13 protein-coding genes are annotated in these 17,266 nt (G+C 37.2%); 8 read left to right on the top strand and 5 right to left on the bottom strand.

What is annotated here, in order from left to right:
• Positions 1-34: 34 nt before the first annotated feature.
• Together rapA and ABXH06_RS02645 are read right to left on the bottom strand one after the other, a co-directional pair.
• Positions 35-2,959, bottom strand: coding sequence for an RNA polymerase-associated protein RapA (gene rapA / locus ABXH06_RS02650; RefSeq protein ID WP_353517187.1), 2,925 nt, complete (start codon positions 2,957-2,959; stop codon positions 35-37).
• A gap of 278 nt (positions 2,960-3,237) precedes the next feature.
• The gene (locus ABXH06_RS02645; RefSeq protein WP_353517186.1) at positions 3,238-4,077 is read right to left on the bottom strand and encodes an isopenicillin N synthase family dioxygenase; all 840 of its coding nucleotides are present in this window, start codon (positions 4,075-4,077) and stop codon (positions 3,238-3,240) included.
• A gap of 155 nt (positions 4,078-4,232) precedes the next feature.
• On the opposite strand from ABXH06_RS02645, the gene ABXH06_RS02640 reads away from it, so the two are divergent.
• From ABXH06_RS02640 to dbpA, 3 genes are all read left to right on the top strand, one after another.
• Positions 4,233-4,526, top strand: coding sequence for a hypothetical protein (locus tag ABXH06_RS02640; protein WP_311578698.1), 294 nt, complete (start codon positions 4,233-4,235; stop codon positions 4,524-4,526).
• Between the two features lie 97 nt (positions 4,527-4,623).
• Positions 4,624-7,194 (top strand): sensor domain-containing phosphodiesterase, encoded by a 2,571-nt coding sequence (locus ABXH06_RS02635; RefSeq protein ID WP_353517185.1) that lies wholly within the window; start codon positions 4,624-4,626, stop codon positions 7,192-7,194.
• A gap of 119 nt (positions 7,195-7,313) precedes the next feature.
• Entirely contained in the window at positions 7,314-8,702 is a 1,389-nt protein-coding gene (gene dbpA, locus ABXH06_RS02630) for an ATP-dependent RNA helicase DbpA (RefSeq protein ID WP_353517184.1), read from the top strand.
• Positions 8,703-8,752: 50 nt separating this feature from the next.
• Here the strand turns inward: dbpA and ABXH06_RS02625 are convergent, their stop codons facing one another.
• The gene (locus ABXH06_RS02625) at positions 8,753-9,814 is read right to left on the bottom strand and encodes a hypothetical protein (RefSeq protein ID WP_353517183.1); all 1,062 of its coding nucleotides are present in this window, start codon (positions 9,812-9,814) and stop codon (positions 8,753-8,755) included.
• A gap of 165 nt (positions 9,815-9,979) precedes the next feature.
• Here ABXH06_RS02625 and ABXH06_RS02620 point away from each other — a divergent pair, with 165 nt between their 5' ends.
• Complete coding sequence (locus tag ABXH06_RS02620) at positions 9,980-11,761, top strand: acyl-CoA dehydrogenase C-terminal domain-containing protein (RefSeq protein WP_353517182.1); 1,782 nt, start codon at positions 9,980-9,982, stop codon at positions 11,759-11,761.
• A 109-nt stretch (positions 11,762-11,870) separates the two neighbouring features.
• Here ABXH06_RS02620 and ABXH06_RS02615 read toward each other — a convergent pair whose 3' ends face one another.
• Positions 11,871-12,602: a MipA/OmpV family protein gene (locus tag ABXH06_RS02615; RefSeq protein WP_353517181.1), complete on the bottom strand. Its 732-nt coding sequence runs from the start codon at positions 12,600-12,602 to the stop codon at positions 11,871-11,873.
• Between the two features lie 383 nt (positions 12,603-12,985).
• Between ABXH06_RS02615 and ABXH06_RS02610 the strand changes: the two genes are divergently transcribed.
• From ABXH06_RS02610 to ABXH06_RS02600, 3 genes are read left to right on the top strand one after another with little or no spacing between them, the layout of a single operon-like run.
• Positions 12,986-13,702 (top strand): 1-acylglycerol-3-phosphate O-acyltransferase, encoded by a 717-nt coding sequence (locus ABXH06_RS02610; protein WP_353517180.1) that lies wholly within the window; start codon positions 12,986-12,988, stop codon positions 13,700-13,702.
• Entirely contained in the window at positions 13,699-14,049 is a 351-nt protein-coding gene (gene rraB, locus ABXH06_RS02605) for a ribonuclease E inhibitor RraB (RefSeq protein ID WP_311578677.1), read from the top strand. The genes ABXH06_RS02610 and rraB overlap by 4 nt, the downstream gene beginning before the upstream one ends.
• A gap of 27 nt (positions 14,050-14,076) precedes the next feature.
• The gene (locus tag ABXH06_RS02600) at positions 14,077-14,238 is read left to right on the top strand and encodes a hypothetical protein (RefSeq protein WP_303454866.1); all 162 of its coding nucleotides are present in this window, start codon (positions 14,077-14,079) and stop codon (positions 14,236-14,238) included.
• Between the two features lie 74 nt (positions 14,239-14,312).
• Here the strand turns inward: ABXH06_RS02600 and ABXH06_RS02595 are convergent, their stop codons facing one another.
• Positions 14,313-15,332, bottom strand: a complete 1,020-nt coding sequence (locus ABXH06_RS02595) for a LacI family DNA-binding transcriptional regulator (protein ID WP_311578671.1) — start codon at positions 15,330-15,332, stop codon at positions 14,313-14,315.
• Between the two features lie 222 nt (positions 15,333-15,554).
• Here ABXH06_RS02595 and pgi point away from each other — a divergent pair, with 222 nt between their 5' ends.
• Entirely contained in the window at positions 15,555-17,201 is a 1,647-nt protein-coding gene (pgi, locus tag ABXH06_RS02590; RefSeq protein ID WP_311578669.1) for a glucose-6-phosphate isomerase, read from the top strand.
• Positions 17,202-17,266: the final 65 nt, after the last annotated feature.

The raw sequence follows: 17,266 nt of genomic DNA, 5'->3' as shown, positions 1-17,266 counted from the left end.
ATTATATTAATTGAATAAGCTGGGTTGTCAGTTACTAGTTACTGACAACCACCAAACGAATCGCTTCAAACTTTAACTGTGCTTTATGAATATAATTGGTTAATTCACTTTGCTGAACTTTAATATAGTCTATTTCTTCTTGGCGAACACTTGGATTAATTGCCTTTAACGCGGTAAGTCGAGAATATTCTTGTTCAAGCTTATCTTGCATACTTGTTTGGGCTCTGGCCTGTATCGCCGCAACTTGTTGCTCGGCATGCTTTTCTGCTTTCGCAACTAGTGGAGCAACTTGATCTTTTAACGCTTTTACTAACTGTAACGAGACTTGTTTTTTAACTGGACTCAGTTGTTGATCTAAAATGGCTTCACTGACTTTATCAGCTAAGTCATTGCCATTTTTATCGACTAATACGCGAATTGGCGTCACGGGTAAATAGCGATTCAATTGTAATTCACTAGGAGCAATTGCTTCTATAGTAAAAATACACTCTAAAAAGAAGGTGCCTGCTGGTAATGCTGGATTTTTTAATAAACCAATACTGGCATTGCCTATTTCATCCGACAACACTAAATCCATCGCGCCGGTCACCATAGGGTGATCCCATGTCAGTAAATGATAATCTTCACACGCTAAGGCGGTATCTCGGTGGAAAGTAATGGTCGTGCCATCATCAGGTAAGCACGGAAAATTGCCAGTAAGCATATGCTCTGTTGGTTGTAAGGCTATAGCATTGTCTGATTTATCATCTTGTGCGATACCAAAAACATCAAGCACTTGAAACATAAATTGTGGTAAGTGAATTTGACTATCTTGTTTAATAATCCGTTCCACTAGCTGCTCTGCTTTACCTTGCCCAGAAGAGTTTAATTCTAATAATTTATCTCGACCAGACTCCAGATCGGCTTTCAACGATAAATGCTTTTCATGACTTAATGTGATAAATGAAGCAATGTCTTTTTCATCTGCAGATGCCGATAAGGTTAATTGTGTTAATTGTTCAGAAAACGATTCATAAACCGCACGGCCAGTTATACAAGTGTGTTCAAAGGCATTTAATCCATGTTGATACCATTGAAATAAAATGCTCTGTGCAGAATGTTCAAAGTAAGGTACATGCAATTGTATGGTTTGTGTTTGTCCGATACGATCGAGTCGACCAATACGCTGTTCTAACAGATCAGGGTTGCTTGGTAAATCAAATAACACCAGATGATGAGCAAATTGAAAATTACGCCCTTCACTTCCTATTTCTGAACATAACAAGACTTGTGCGCTATCTTCATCTTGAGCAAAATAGGCCGCCGCGCGATCACGTTCAAAAATGCTTAAGCCTTCATGGAATACAGCTGCTCTTATGCCTTCTTTCACGCGTAAAGCTGTTTCTAACTCAATAGCTGTTTGGGCATGGGCACAAATAACGAGTACTTTTTCTTTATTTAAAGTATTCAGCAGTTCAATCAAAAAATCGACACGGGGGTCAAAATCGTACCAATTTTCAAGGCCATCTAAGCCGTATAGCATTTCAGGAGTCGCGATGTATTTCGTTTGTTTATTGGATTTCAGTTGCTCGATATTATCGCTCAGTAAAAAGTCTTCAATTTTGTCTTGATACTGTTCAGGTAAAGCGAGTGGCGCCGCATTTAGTTTTCTTTCTGGGAAACCTTTGATGGTATTACGGCTATTTCTAAATAAAATACGGCCGGTACCGTGGCGATCAAGTAATTGATTTAATACAGATTGTCGAACTGTATCTTGAGCTACTTCATTGTGGGCTTGATTGATCTGGGTAAGTTGTTCACTGATATCACTTTCTTTTAATAAGTGTTGGAGCGTTTCAATCTGCGGCTGTGTTAGTGCTTCTTTCGCGACCAAGGCATTTGCAGCATCAGCAACTTCTGTGTAATGCTGCTCTTCTTCAATAAAAGTGTCGTAATCAAAAAATCGGTCTGGGTCTAATAAGCGTAAACGTGCAAAGTGACTTTCATGACCTAGTTGATCTGGGGTTGCGGTTAACAGCAATACGCCTGGAATTGTCTGTGCTAATTGTTCTACACATAAATATTCAGTACTGGCGTTATCTACTTGCCAATTCAAGTGATGCGCTTCATCGACAACCATTAAATCCCAATCTTCGGCGATTAGCGATTCATACCATTGTGGGTTATCCGTGATAAAACTTAAGTTTACCAGTACTAATTGCTCTGAACTGAACGGGTTAACTTCTTCGCCTTCATCGGCCGAATTGGCTATTTCTTGACAGCGACTTTCATCAAAAATACTAAAGCGTAAGTTAAAACGACGTAACATTTCTACGAGCCATTGATGCATCAAAGATTCAGGCACAATAATTAAAATTCGTTGGGCACGGCCAGTGACAAGCTGTTGATGTATGATTAAACCGGCTTCGATCGTTTTCCCTAAACCTACTTCATCGGCTAATAAAACACGTGGAGCAAAACGACTGCCCACTTCTTCGGCTATGTATAATTGATGTGGAATTAGGCTAACGCGACCACCCGTTAAGCCGGTTAAGGTCGATTGTTGTTGCGTGCATTGGTGATGCAGACAATCTTTGCGCAAACGGAACCAGTCTAGTCGATCAACTTGCCCATTTAATAAACGGTCATGCGGCTTATTAAACTTGATAAAGTGATCTATCATCACTTCTTTTAATTCAGTTTCTTCACCGGTATCTTTGCGTGTGCCAAGATAAGTGATAAGTCCTGACTTTTCGGTTACTGCGCTTACTTCAAGTTGCCAGCCTTCATGGCTTGGGATTATGTCCCCTTGGTTGAAAATAACTCGTGTTAACGGAGCATTATCACTTGCGTATTTTCGAATGTCGCCGGTTGCGGTGAACATAACGGTGACAAATCTATTTTCAACACTCGTTACTGTGCCTAATCCTTGATCTGATTCTCCATCACTGATCCAACGTTGTCCTGGGTGAAACGACATATATAACTCCAAAAAATACTCTGTCAACTTAGGCTGTATACATAGGAAAAGTTTACCGCCAAAAAAAGGCCGCTATGTTAACGTTAATCATAGTTGTGATCATTAAAAATATCTGGAAATTTTACTCGCGTATCAAAGTGATTCAAATATATGAAATTTTTCTAAACTATAATAGGGTAAAAAGCGTTAATAGCGGGAGTTATCGATAAATGAACGTTATCGAATAAAGTGTGGTTGGGCTATAAATAAATGTTAGTTATAGCCCGATATATTTTGCATTATTTAACGCCTAGCTCTTTTAAACGCTCAAGCAAATAACTTTCTTGGGTATGTCGCTCGGATAAAACCACTTCGTCTCTCGGGTGCAAAAATAACGGTAAAGAAATACGTGATTTTTTGGCATTCTCTCCGGTTGGATTAATCACTCTATGGCTGGTCGAAGGAAAATATCCTCCTGAAGCTTCTTGGAGCATATCGCCAATATTAATAATGAGGTGACCAAAATCCGCCGGTACGTCTATCCAAGTGCCATCTTTTTCTTGTACTTGTAGTCCAGGCTCATTTGCGGCTGGTAATATAGTTAATAAATTAATATCTTCGTGAGCTGCTGCTCTAATAGCTCCTTCTTCTTCATCACCCGTTAGTGGTGGATAATGAAGTACTCTTAATAAAGTATTAGGCGTGTCTTTAATCATATTTGATAATGGCTCAGAATAATTCTTAGCAACATCAGCGGGACTATATTTTTCAACCCAATCGAGTAATTCGGCCGCTAAATCTGAGGCTTTTTGATAGTAATCAGTAATATCTTTTTTTAATGATTCTGGAACACGGCCCCAAGGATAGATATGAAAATATTCTTTAATATCTTTTTGTTTATGGCCTTTTGCTGTTTCAGAAATTTCAGGTGCAAAGTAACCATCTTGCTTTTCTGGATCAAATGCATAGTTATGTTTATCTTCTTGGCAAAAAAATTCATACCAATCGTGATAAATCGACTCGACTAATGTTTGTTGTATAGGATGATTGGTGAGTACACCAAATCCAGTTTCTCGTAAGCTTTCAACAAAGCGTTGTCCTGCATCTGCAGAAGTATAGTCAACAACTTGAACCTTCATGAGCCTTTCCTTCATATGTCTATGTGATAGTTTACTAGTATAATGTAAATCTTGTCTAAATGGTCAAATAAATAGAGTTTACCTAAATACTATCGAGAAAGGCAATCGCTCGCTATAATCAAATCACTTATCTTTAATTAATTGAACTTATTTATATGAAAATTTCGGCTATTTTTGCAGTAACTGCTGTCAGTGTTTTATCCGCTTGTGCTACACAAGAAAATGCCTGTGAAGATGTCACGTTGGCGTCTGAGCAAATTCAAGAATGTCAGTTATTACAACGAAAAATTACCCAAGCCAAGGGAAAACCTTTAATTCGAACCGAGTTAGAAAGACGGTATCAACAAGATTGTATTGATATAAGGTATTATCGCGATGAGCACCAACAAGGTATTTGTGGTAATAAAAAAAATATCGAAGAAATAAAAAAAACCGGCATTAAACAATAAATGTTAAATCGTTGTTATAAAGGCTAGGTTACGCTGGAAATTTATCTAATTTCCAGTCATTATGCATTGACTATCATAAAGGTTTATAAGTGAAAGTATGGCGGAAGAAATAACTAATTATATGAATTCATTATCAAAAGAAGATGGTGACTTAGCGAAAGAGTCTATTCTTTTGTTGAAAAAATATCGTAAATTAGAAGAGCGTTATACGGCTTTATTTACCCTTAATCAGTTATCAAATGAATGTGCTAACCTCAACACTTTCTACCGTCAAGTTCACCAAGCTATTGCATCCATTATGAATGCAAAAAACTTTTATATCGTGCTATATGATCAAGTTTTTTCTACTTTAGAATTTGTTTATCATGTTGACGAAAAAGATAGTACCCCTCCTGGTTGTGTTGATTTTGATGATCTAAAAGGCTCAATGACCTGTCATGTTATTGAAACAGGTGAACCTTTACTAGCAACGCCAAAAGTTGCCAATGAACTCCAAGAGCAAGGCAAAATTAAAGATATGGGAACCGTGGGGACTGATTGGCTTGGCGTTCCTTTAATGAGCGGTGGTATTGTTATTGGGGTGATGGCCGTACAAAGTTATACCGATTCAACTCGCTATCAAGAAAATGACCTCGATATGTTAACGTTTACAGGACAACATATCGTTGCAGCCATGGAACGTTTACATGATAGAGAACGTTTGCAAAAAGCGGTTGATGCTAGAACTAAAGAGTTGATGAGCCAGATCCGTGAGCGAGAAAAATCAGAGTTATTACAAGAGTCGTTATTTCGAATTTCAGAGTTAACCAATGACTCGAGTATCGATATCAATAAATTTTATGACATGGTGCATAATATTGTTGGTCAATTGATTAACGCCGAAAACTTTTATATTGCCAAATATAACAAAACGAAAGATCTCTTATCTTTTGTGTATTATTCCGAGCAAGATGAAGGTTCAGATGATATTCGTGGCAAATTTGAACCGAGAAAGTTTTCTAAAGGCTATACTGAACTGGTTATCCAAAAAGGGAAAACAATTCTTCTCAATCATGATGATATGGTGGCTTTAAGCGAACAAGGGAAAACGAATAAACCGGATGGAAAAACCAAGTCATGGTTGGGTGTCCCTTTAATGCAATCGAGCGAAGTGATTGGTGCCATGGTTATTCAAAGTTACCAGACCAATGTTATTTACACTGAGCAAGATGCTGAACTGTTAAATTTTGTCTCGCAACATGTTTCGACGGCGATTAAACGCCGTGAGCTTGCACAATTTGAGCGTAAAACCCAAGAGCTACTAGAGCAGCAAGTTAAATTGAGAACGGCGGAACTTGAAGATGAAATAAAACAGCGGAAACAAATGGAGGAGCAGCTTAAGTATACTGCCTCTCACGACAGCTTAACGGGTTTACCTAATCGCACGGTTTTTCTCGATTTATTGAATCATGCAATTGCTTGCCATAAACGCCGTCCAGATTTTAAATTTGCAGTACTTTTTTTAGACTTAGATCGTTTCAAAGTGGTTAACGATAGTTTAGGGCATCATGCCGGAGATATCTTATTAAAAAAAATTGCCAAAGAACTCTCTGTTATCGTTAGAAATAAAGATACCGTAGCTCGTTTGGGCGGAGATGAATTTGTTATTTTAATTGAAGATTTAGATACCCCGCAAGAAGCCTATGATGTTGCGCAACGTATTACCGAAATATTGTCAGCGCCTTTTATCATTCTTGAACAACCGGTATTTATTGGCACAAGTATCGGCGTGTTATTTAATGATGATCGTTATGAAAGTGCTGAAATTATGCTTCGAGACGCAGATACCGCGATGTATCATGCAAAAGACATGGGTAAAGGTCGTTATGAAGTATTTGATTCCAGTATGCATAAAAAAGTACAAAATGCTTTATTACTGGAAGCTGATATTCGTGAAGCGATTCAAGAAAAAGAGTTTGTGCCATTCTTTCAACCGATAGTGCGATTAAGTGATCATGAAATTGTTGGTTTTGAAGCGTTAGCACGTTGGAAAAGTGACAAACGTGGTTTTGTTTATCCTAATGATTTTATTCCTCTTGCAGAAGAAACTAAACTTGTCCTCGATATTGATTTCCAGATTTTAGAAAAGTCTTGTCGACAACTAAAAAATTGGCATGTTGAGTTTGACCGAGACGATTTGTACGTCAGTTGTAACTTATTTTGTGAACATTTCTTTAGTCCAAATTTAGCCAAAGATATTGCGACTATTATTAAACGAGTAGGGCTGAATGCCCGTCATTTAAGAATAGAGCTAACAGAAAGAGCGTTATTAGAAAATAGCGATATTGTGTTAGATAATATGATGGCATTAAAGAAAATGGGGGTAAGAATCTTACTTGATGATTTTGGTACAGGATATTCAAGCTTAAGTTATCTTCATCGTTTTCCGATTGATGTATTGAAAATTGACCGCTCCTTTATTAACAATGTTCATGAGCATAATAATCATCAGGCAATTATTAAGACGATTGTTGATCTGGCAACGAATTTACAAATGGCTACCGTGGGTGAAGGCATTGAAAACCTTGCGGATGCCGAGTTATTGACACAAATGGATTGTGTTTATGGTCAAGGTTATTATTTTTATAAACCAATGCCTTCGCATGAAATGAATAATTATTTGGCTTAAAAGCGCTATTATTTTTACTTCACTTTGGCTGATTTAAATGAGGCAAAGAGAATTCTGGTTCCTTGTAAGCGAGTCCTTGCTATACTTACCCCCTCATTTATATTTAACAGACCATTATTTTGACCGATCTTGATTTTTCCAACACTAACCTAACACCTGAATTGATCGATAACCTCGCTTCTCTTGGTTATCAGCAAATGACTCCTATTCAGGCACAAAGTTTACCAGCTATTATTGCCGGTAAAGATGTTATTGCTCAAGGTAAAACTGGCTCAGGTAAAACGGCTGCATTTGGTTTAGGTTTATTGCATCACTTAAATGTAAAACGTTTTCGTGTGCAAGCTATGGTGTTATGTCCAACCAGAGAGTTAGCCGATCAAGTTGCTAAGGAAATTAGAAAACTGGCTCGTGCTATTCACAATATAAAAGTACTTACTTTGTGTGGCGGTACACCAACAGGGCCTCAAATTGGATCTTTAGAGCATGGCGCACATATTATTGTTGGTACGCCTGGACGTATTGAAGATCATTTACGAAAAGGTCGATTAAATTTAGATGAGTTAAAGACTCTAGTGTTAGACGAAGCAGATAGAATGTTAGAAATGGGCTTTCAAGATGCATTAGAGCTTATTTTTTCACTTTGCCCAGCTAAACGCCAAAACTTATTGTTTAGTGCAACGTTCCCAAAGCAGATCAAACCAATTACTGAACATATTATGACTGAGCCATTGATGGTGAAGGTAGAGTCTAAGCATGACCATTCGTCAATTAGCCAACATTTTTATCAGGTTGATAATGACGAAGATAGAATTGCTGGCGTAGAAAAGTTATTGATGGTTAATCAACCTGAATCAGCGGTGGTTTTTTGTAATACCAAAGTGGAAACACAAGCGTTGGCCATGGCTTTACAAGAGCGTGGATTTAGCTGTGCTGCGCTAAATGGTGATTTAGAACAACGCGATAGAGATCAAACCCTGATCTGTTTTGCTAATAAAAGTGTTCATGTTTTAGTGGCAACGGATGTTGCTGCACGTGGTTTAGATGTTGATAATTTAGATATGGTAATTAATTATCAACTAGCACACGACCCTGAAATACATGTACATCGAATTGGGCGTACTGGTCGTGCTGGTGATAAAGGGATGGCGTGTACCTTGATCAGCCATAAAGAAGCTCATAAAGTGATAAAACTTGAAGAGTATTTAAATATTTCAATTTCTCCAGAAGACTTATCTGACTTAGTTGTTGAAAATTCGTCGATTAACAAAGCTAAAATGGTGACCTTGCATATTGATGGGGGTAAAAAACAAAAATTACGTCCTGGCGATATTTTAGGTGCACTGACCGGAAATAAAGCCATTAGTGGTGAGCAAATTGGCAAAATTCAAATTTCCGCTATTGCTGCTTACGTTGCTGTGAATAAAAACGTTGCCGATTTAGCCGTGAAAACGCTCACTAATGGCAAGTTAAAAGGCAAAAAATTTCGAGCGAGAAAGTTAAAGCTTTAATGGTACTGCTTGAAAAACAAAGGTAGAGAGCTAGTTATTCACAAAGCTCTCTATTGTTTTAAAAACTCATCTTCATCAACTTCATCAATTGATTGCTCTTGTGCTGATTGTTGTGTGCGCACAATATCGTGAAATGTTTCTAACGTATAATGTCCATTGTAAATGGCTTGTTCTGAGTCTGGCGCTATTTTTCCTAGCGCAAGCACCGCAGGGCCTGTAGGCTCTGCCAGCACATAAGTAATCCCTTGATGTTCCACGGTAATATCATCATCTTGTGGAGCGACTTTTATGCCAATAAAAGCATGATTTTCAATATATATCAATGCTAACTTTATCCTTGGCATTAATACCCGTAAAAGGGAAGCCGTTAATGTGACTTTACTGTCGCAATCACCTTGATTTTCCCATAATAATTTTAGTGGTGGACTAAAGCCTGCTCCCGAGGATGTGATCCTTGATTCCAATGTTGAATAAGGAATACTTTGGACAAAATTTAAAACATAATTTGATACGATTCGAATATTTTTAACATTTGATTTTTCTAGAATAATTTCTTTAAGAGATTTTAAATCCTTTACGGATTCTAACGCTATTCTGCCGTGATCAGGTTTAATGGCTATTGTTTGGTTTGGTGTTATAAATTGATGATAATATTTTTTGGCTAGGTACTCTTGAGTAAACGTTTGTTCAAGTTGGGCTATTTTTTCTGAAGTGTCTTGCAGTAATTGCGGATTATTACTTTTTATCTCAGCTTGAAAATTATCGTATGCCTCTTTAAATGTCACTTGAACACCTTGAATGGGTGTTTTATTAAAATGCTTTTTTAATGACTTATTCACATATTCATGAGCGAGCTTAGGTTGATAAATTGAAAATGACCGATAACGATCAAATATTTTTTGTTGAGGAAGTGAAAAGCTGATCGCTTGTGTCTCACCCTTATAATCTCGAAATTGATAACTGAAATGATAGTTAGCGTCGATTAATTTTTTGGAAAAGTGAGTTTGCTCTGCAACAGTATAAACACTGAAGAAAAATGGCATAAAAATAAAACAGAATGCTTTTAGCGCTTCTATAATATAAGAAAGAAAACCAGTCTTTTTAATCATCATTTGAATAATAAGCGTTATGCGTTGCAATATCGAATAATTAGCTACTTTATGCAACCTGACAGTGAAGGACAAGGATTTTACTGTGAAAGACTTTACATTTACTGAAATTACGCTATATTCAAACGATTGTTTGAAATGTACGTTTGAATTTTAAGGGTTAACCACATGGCTGATTACCAAGCACCAATAAAAGATATGAATTACCTGCTATATGACGTTTTCAAAAACGATCAATTGTGGGCAACTTTACCGAATCTAGCTGAGCATGTTGATCGTGATACCTCTGAAGCGATTCTATTAGAATGTGCCAAAATTGCTGAACAGGTGATCGCTCCTTTATCGAGAGAAGGTGATGAAATTGGTGTGAGTTTTGACAATGGTAATGTCACTACCGCACCGGGCTATCAAGCTGCTTTTCAAACTTATGCTGAAGGTGGCTGGACAGCATTAGGTGGTGACGTTAATTATGGCGGCATGGGCATGCCTAAAGTGATCACTTCCTTACATGAAGAAATGCTTTGTTCTGCGGATATTTCATTTTCATTATATCCTGGTTTAACCGCCGGTGCCGGCTTGTCTTTAGCAAAACATGCTAGCGAAGAAATTAAACAACGCTACTTAACTCGAATGTATAGTGGTGAATGGTCAGCCACTATGTGTTTAACAGAGTCACATGCAGGTACAGATTTAGGCATGATCCGAACAAAAGCGGTTCCTCAAGCAGATGGTAGTTACCACATCACCGGTAATAAAATTTTTATTACCGCGGGTGAACATGATTTAACTGAAAATATTATTCATTTAGTTTTAGCTAAGTTACCAGACGCACCAGCAGGACCAAAAGGAATATCACTTTTTGTAGTACCTAAATTTTTAGTCAATGATGATGAAACCATAGGCACAGCAAATCATGTATCTTGTGGTTCAATTGAACACAAAATGGGGATTCATGCTTCAGCAACTTGTGTAATGAATTTTGATGATGCAAAAGGTTATTTAGTCGGAGAAGTAAATAAAGGTTTAGCCTGTATGTTTACTATGATGAACTTTGAACGTATCGGGGTTGGTATTCAAGGTTTAGGAGCCGGTGAACGCTCTTATCAAAATGCCCTTGAATACGCCAAAGACCGTGTCCAAAGTCGTTCTCTTTCAGGCGTAAAGTCACCAGATAAATCAGCCGACTCTATTATGGTTCACGGCGATGTTCGTCGTATGTTATTAAATATGAAGGCCTTAAATGAAGGTTCGCGTGCACTCTCTTTATATATCGCAATGCAGTTAGATATTGCGACCTATGGTGAAGGAGACGCTCAAAGTAAAGCGGAGAAGTTAACTGCTTTGATGACGCCATTGGCTAAAGCCTTTTTTACCGATCTTGGACTAGAGAATACTGTTGCAGGTCAACAAGTCTTTGGCGGTCATGGATTTATTCGTGAATGGGGACAAGAGCAGTTAGTTCGTGATGTTCGCATTGCACAAATATACGAAGGCACAAACGGTATACAAGCAATGGATTTATTAGCTCGAAAAATTGCAGGGAGTAAAGGCGAATTTATGCAAATTTTCATCGATGATGCGAATGCGTTTATTAGTGAAACGACGGCTGAAAATATGCAAGAATTTATCGCTCCCCTTAAAGTAGCGGTAGATGACCTACAAAAAACAACGTCAAATATTTTATCGGCTGCCTCTAATAACATTGAAGAATTAGGGACTTCTGCTAATGATTTTCTCCATATCTTTGGGTATACCGCAATGGCACTTGTTTGGGCAAAAATGGCGGAAGTATCATTAGCCAAAGTAAGTGAAGATGAAGCTTTCCATCAAAGTAAATTGCATACTGCAAGATATTATTTTGCAAAATTATTACCTCGCAGATTATCGTTAATGGCAGCTATTAATGCTGGTGCTGAACCGTTGTTTAATATCCCAGATGATTTATTCTAATAGAATGAGTCAAGTAGATTAACATTTGTATTAGCTAATGAAAAAACGCTCAACTTATATGGTTGAGCGTTTTTTTATCCAGCATATTTAATCTGCATTTATCAGATGCTTAAAAAGCGTAGCTGGTACCAATTAATGCCATATGCAGATTGTTATCTTCAACTAATGGGCTGTTTTCTATTTTGTCATCAAGCGTTGTTGAACTTAACATACCCAATACTTTCCATCGTTTATTAATAGAATAAGTACTCACTATGCCCAGCGTTGTATTGGTTGCGTGTAACTCTTCAAAAATAGAAACATTACTTGAAAATATATCTGTGCCGAAATAGCTTTGGACATTGCTTTCATCTAATGCTTCTACTTTTGCCGTCAATGAAACATTTAATCGATGATTGTCATACAAACTATAAGCACCTTGAAGGTAAACTTTGCCGCTGGATAACAAGTTATTAGAATTTGATATCACCCCAGTTTCAGCACTAAATCGTCCTTTACTGTAAGCAAAATTAACACTACTGATCGGAGTGCTTTGGGCGGTGCTTTTGACCGAAGACAGTCGATACAGACTTGATGAATTATTGCTTGTTAGCCGATCATTATTTACGTGAGTATATGTATTGCTATGTAAGTTTACATTTGATTGTTCTGGAAGAATTAACCCCAATGACTCTGCGCTATTGTTACTGAGGTATTTCGGAATATCGAGGGCATCTAAGCCCCATTGATTAGAAAACTTTTTACTTTTGTCATCAGTAAATTGTTTCGTCAACTCAACCTCAGTAAAGGCGTAACTGTTAAAGCCAATAAGCATAATGACAAAGCATAACAACTTTTTCATTTAGTCTTTCCTTTTATTTTCCACAGGTCAGTTCGTTATTATAAGCGTACGTGTTCGTTATTATTTTTAATGATGACTCGCTGGCAGTTATTCGCTAAGGGTAGATGATTATTTTAACCACAGCGATAATGTAACTATAGACCTTGAATGGAAAAAAATAAGCTTGTTTAATTGAAAATTTATAAGTCGCTGTTTTTAATTTGTATTTTTTGAGTGTTATCTTGGTAGGAACAATCACTTCATGGTAACAATGATTGGCTCACTGATGAATATTATTATTTGACCTTAAACCGGTAGCGCTTAGGAGTCGGTTAATTGAAAATTCGATCTTCTCAGAAAGATTAGTGTATACTCGCGTTTCTTTAAAAAAGTAGGATGGTAAGTTGTTAGCTTTAATTCGTATCATTTTAATGACTACTGCCTTAGTCATTATTTGTATATTTTCTTGTCTTTATTGTTTGTTAAGACCCTTTCATCCCAATAATGTTTATATTACGGCAAAAGTCTTAGGGAAAGTGACGAAAATATTTGGATTAGACGTTGAAGTGCGTGTACCTGATTCTGTGAGAAAAATTTCTCCGGCAGTCTATATCTGTAATCATCAAAATAGTTATGACATTTTTACTGCAGCCAATGCTGTCTTGCCAAATACGGTCAGTGTTGGTAAAAAAAGTTTAAAATGGATCCCTTTTTTCGGCCAAATGTATTGGTTAACTGGTAATATTTTAATCGATCGTAAAAATACTAATAAGGCAATGAATACCATTGCATTAACAGCTAAAAAAATCAGAGAAAAGAATCTTTCAGTATGGTTATTCCCGGAAGGCACTCGCAGTAACGGTAAAGGTATCTTATCTTTTAAAACAGGGGCGTTTAGAACGGCTATGCAAGCGAATGTACCTGTAATACCTATTTGTGTCAGTAATATGCATAACAAAGTGGACCTTAACCGCTGGGATAATGGTAAAATTATTATCGAATATATGGAACCTATTTCATTAGAAGGTATTACAAAAGATAATATTCGGATCGTTGCAAATAGTACCCGAGATAAAATGATAGCTCAATTTGAGCGTTTAAATAAAGAGGCTGAACAATGATAGATGAATCGTTACAACAATGGTTTGAGCACACAGAATCACTTGTTTCTGCTTTACTTGAAGATGGCAGTAATGAAGAGGCTCACCATACCATTGAGCATCATTTTTCATCTGCTGATTTTGAGCAATTAGAAAAAGCAGCAGTATCTGCTTTTAAAATGGGCTTTGAAATTGAAGAGCCCGAAGAAGCAGAACTCGAAGATGGCTCCAAAGTTTTCGCGTTTGATATCATCACAGAGCAACCACTTGATGAAGATATTTTAAAAGATGAAACGAAATCAATGTTTGAGTTGGCGAAACAATGCAAAGTTGATTATGATGGATGGGGAACCTACTTTGAAGAATAATAATATCAAGTAAAAAAGGAGTTTATCATGGAGTGGTTAGAGCAATTATTGAAAGCTGAAACATTATCTCTATTAATCCCGATAGTGGCAATTGTCGGTGCTTTTGCTGTTGCTGCTTTAAAAGCGCACCATAGGCATCAAGAACGTATTGAGAAAATTAAACAGGGTTACGATCCTGATAATCTTTAATTTTTCGGACACTTGAATCGGCTATAAAAAGTGAAGTTTACCTTCACTTTTTTTATACCCTTTAATTAATAGATTTATTGATTGATTTGACTCGTGGAGTCACGCACCACGAGTTGCGGGGTATATTCTGTGATAATATTCGAAGCTGCTTGTTTTCTTGCTTTTGCTATTAATAAGTTGGCAGCACCTTCAGCAATTTTCGGGTTAGGTTGGTTCGCCGTGGTTAAACGAGGCCAAGTTTGTCGAGAGAATGGGCTGTTCTCAAATCCTGTTATTGATAATTGCTCTGGCACAGGAATTCCCATTAATCTAGAAGCAAATAAAGCCCCCGCAGCTATTTCATCGTTACAAGAAAAAATCGCAGTTGGTCGTACGTCTCCTGCCATTAATTGTTTTGCTCCGTTTACGCCAGATTCAAACGAATATTCGCCATCGATGATTAAGCGCGGATCGATTTTTATCCCATTTTCTTCTAGCGCTTGTTTATAGCCTCTTAATCGTTCAACCGTTGACATATGTTCTGATTGTCCGGCTAAAAAGCCAATATCGGTATGGCCTAAATCAATTAAATGCTGAGTGATACGCATAGATGCTTGGTGATCATTCACCATAATACAAGGGGTAAGGTCGTCAGGGGCAATGTCACCAGACATGATCCGAACGACATCTATTTCTAATGATAAAAGATGTTTAACAAATTCCGGCATTTCAGAAAGGGGCGGCGTTAAGACTAAACCAGCGATTCTTGAATGTTTTACCATATTGGTTATTTCATCAACAATGCCTTCAGAATTTGAATTACACGGATGAATAAGTAATTCAAATCCTTGCTGTTTACACGCAGACAAAATACCGTTTTGCATATCAATAACGTAATATGCATTTGGGTTATCATAAATAAAGGCAATACTATAAGCTTTAGTACCAGCAAGATTTCTTGCGGCTAAATTAGGTTTATAATTTAATTCATTAACGGCTTCCATCACTTTTTCACGGGTAGGTTGGCGAACAGAAGGCTCGTTGTTCATCACACGAGAAACTGTTTTAATAGAAACACCCGCTTGTTTGGCTACGTCGTTAATTGTTGCTTTCATCTATCCATACAGCCTTAAATTATAATTGTTATTTTGATAGTATTTTACTGAGATGGGTAGAATATTGCTTTATTGAATAAGCAGCAAGCTTTTATCATAAGCTTCACTTAACTTACATGTTAAAGTACTAAATAGCCTTTGATCATATTTATGGTTTGACAGCGCTGTCATTTTTAAATATGGTTACCTCATCAGATAATAAACTATGCATTAGGAAGAGTTATGTCAAGTCGCCAATCTTTAACTAGTTGGAAAAAATTAAGCCAATTGGCATTAAACAAAAAATCTCAACATATGAACGATTTATTTGAGCAAGATAAAGATCGCTTTAATAAATTTTCAATTGAGTTGCCAAAAATGCTTTTAGATTACTCTAAAAACTTAATTGATAGTGAAACCATGTCAACGTTATTTGAGTTAGCAAATGAATGCGAAGTGGTTGAATGGCGTACTAAAATGTTCGCGGGCGAAAAAATCAATAAAACCGAAGACCGAGCTGTATTACATACTGCTTTACGTCGTAATAGCACAGAACCTCTCATTGTCGATGGCGATAACGTCACCGAAAGCGTGCAAGCTCAATTGACAAAAATGGAAGGTTTTGTCAATCGCGTTAGAGAAGGTAAATGGAAGGGGTATTCAGGAAAACGTATCACAGACATTGTAAACATTGGTGTCGGTGGTTCAAATCTTGGTCCTCAAATGGTCACAGAAGCGTTAAAACATTATAGTGATCACAGTGTCAATGTTCATTATGTTTCCAATGTAGATGGTGCTCAAATCGTTGAAATATTGCGCCCATTAGATCCTGAAAAAGTTCTGTTTATTGTCTCGAGTAAAACATTTACGACAACTGAAACCATGACTAATGCAAAAACAGCGATAAAGTGGTTAACGGCTTCTTCATTTGATGAGAGAGCGGTTGGCAAGCACTTTGTTGCGGTGACAGCCAATAAAGAAAATGCCATGTCATTTGGTATCGAAGAAGAAAATATATTTGGTATGTGGGACTGGGTTGGCGGACGTTTTTCTCTATGGTCTGCCATCGGTTTGGCGATTGCCTTGGATTTAGGTTTTGATAAATTCAAAGCATTATTAGCCGGGGCTGATGAGATGGATCAACACTTTGTTAATGCGCCGCTGGAACAAAACCTACCTGTGGTAATGGCATTGTTAAGTGTTTGGAATACCACCTTTTTAGGCTCTAAATCACAAGCGATTCTTCCATACGATCAAACATTACATATGCTGGCGGCTTATTTACAACAAGCCGAAATGGAAAGTAATGGTAAATCAGTTTCATGGGATGGCGAAGAAGTTGATTATGCAACGGTACCGTCAATTTGGGGGGAGTTAGGGATTAATGGCCAACACGCTTTTTATCAATATCTGCATCAAAGTAACAATGTCGTTCCTGCTGATTTTATTGGCTCAGTGGAAAGTGTGACACCGGTGCAAGGCCATCATGAAACATTAATGTCTAACTTTTTTGCACAAACACAAGCATTAATGACGGGTGTAAATGAAGAGCAAGTGCGTGCAGATTTAAAGGCGAAAGGCCGTACACCTGAATATATTGATAAAGTAGCACCGCATAAAGTTCATAAAGGCAATCGACCAACCAATACTATCTTGTTGAAACGTATCGATCCTGAAACCTTAGGTAGCCTGATCGCGGCTTATGAGCATAAGATTTTTGTACAAGGAATTATTTTACAGATATGTTCATTCGATCAGTGGGGGGTTGAGTTAGGTAAAGGGTTAGCGGCAAGTATTCAAGTAGAATTAGAGGGTGAAAGCATTTCCGATAAGCATGATTGTTCAACTGAAAACTTAATTAACTTTTATAAACAAGCTAAAAATAAATAACCTTATCGTTATTATTTTAAAAGGAATGTTTAATCAACATTCCTTTTTTTATGCCTGTAATTGTA

The sequence above is a fragment of the Thalassotalea sp. SU-HH00458 genome, from assembly GCF_040362795.1.
GTDB lineage: Bacteria > Pseudomonadota > Gammaproteobacteria > Enterobacterales > Alteromonadaceae > Thalassotalea_H > Thalassotalea_H castellviae.
This window is presented reverse-complemented; position numbering and strand designations above follow the sequence as displayed.

Bases quoted from the DNA above. Each gene is read 5' to 3' on its own strand.
- ABXH06_RS02645 (WP_353517186.1), bottom strand. From the start codon at position 4,077: ATGAAGGTTCAAGTTGTTGACTATACTTCTGCAGATGCAGGACAACGC.
- ABXH06_RS02620 (WP_353517182.1), top strand. From the start codon at position 9,980: ATGGCTGATTACCAAGCACCAATAAAAGATATGAATTACCTGCTATAT.
- ABXH06_RS02640 (WP_311578698.1), top strand. From the start codon at position 4,233: ATGAAAATTTCGGCTATTTTTGCAGTAACTGCTGTCAGTGTTTTATCC.
- ABXH06_RS02625 (WP_353517183.1), bottom strand. From the start codon at position 9,814: ATGATGATTAAAAAGACTGGTTTTCTTTCTTATATTATAGAAGCGCTA.
- rapA (WP_353517187.1), bottom strand. From the start codon at position 2,959: ATGTCGTTTCACCCAGGACAACGTTGGATCAGTGATGGAGAATCAGAT.
- rraB (WP_311578677.1), top strand. From the start codon at position 13,699: ATGATAGATGAATCGTTACAACAATGGTTTGAGCACACAGAATCACTT.
- ABXH06_RS02615 (WP_353517181.1), bottom strand. From the start codon at position 12,602: ATGAAAAAGTTGTTATGCTTTGTCATTATGCTTATTGGCTTTAACAGT.
- ABXH06_RS02635 (WP_353517185.1), top strand. From the start codon at position 4,624: ATGGCGGAAGAAATAACTAATTATATGAATTCATTATCAAAAGAAGAT.
- ABXH06_RS02595 (WP_311578671.1), bottom strand. From the start codon at position 15,332: ATGAAAGCAACAATTAACGACGTAGCCAAACAAGCGGGTGTTTCTATT.
- ABXH06_RS02600 (WP_303454866.1), top strand. From the start codon at position 14,077: ATGGAGTGGTTAGAGCAATTATTGAAAGCTGAAACATTATCTCTATTA.
- pgi (WP_311578669.1), top strand. From the start codon at position 15,555: ATGTCAAGTCGCCAATCTTTAACTAGTTGGAAAAAATTAAGCCAATTG.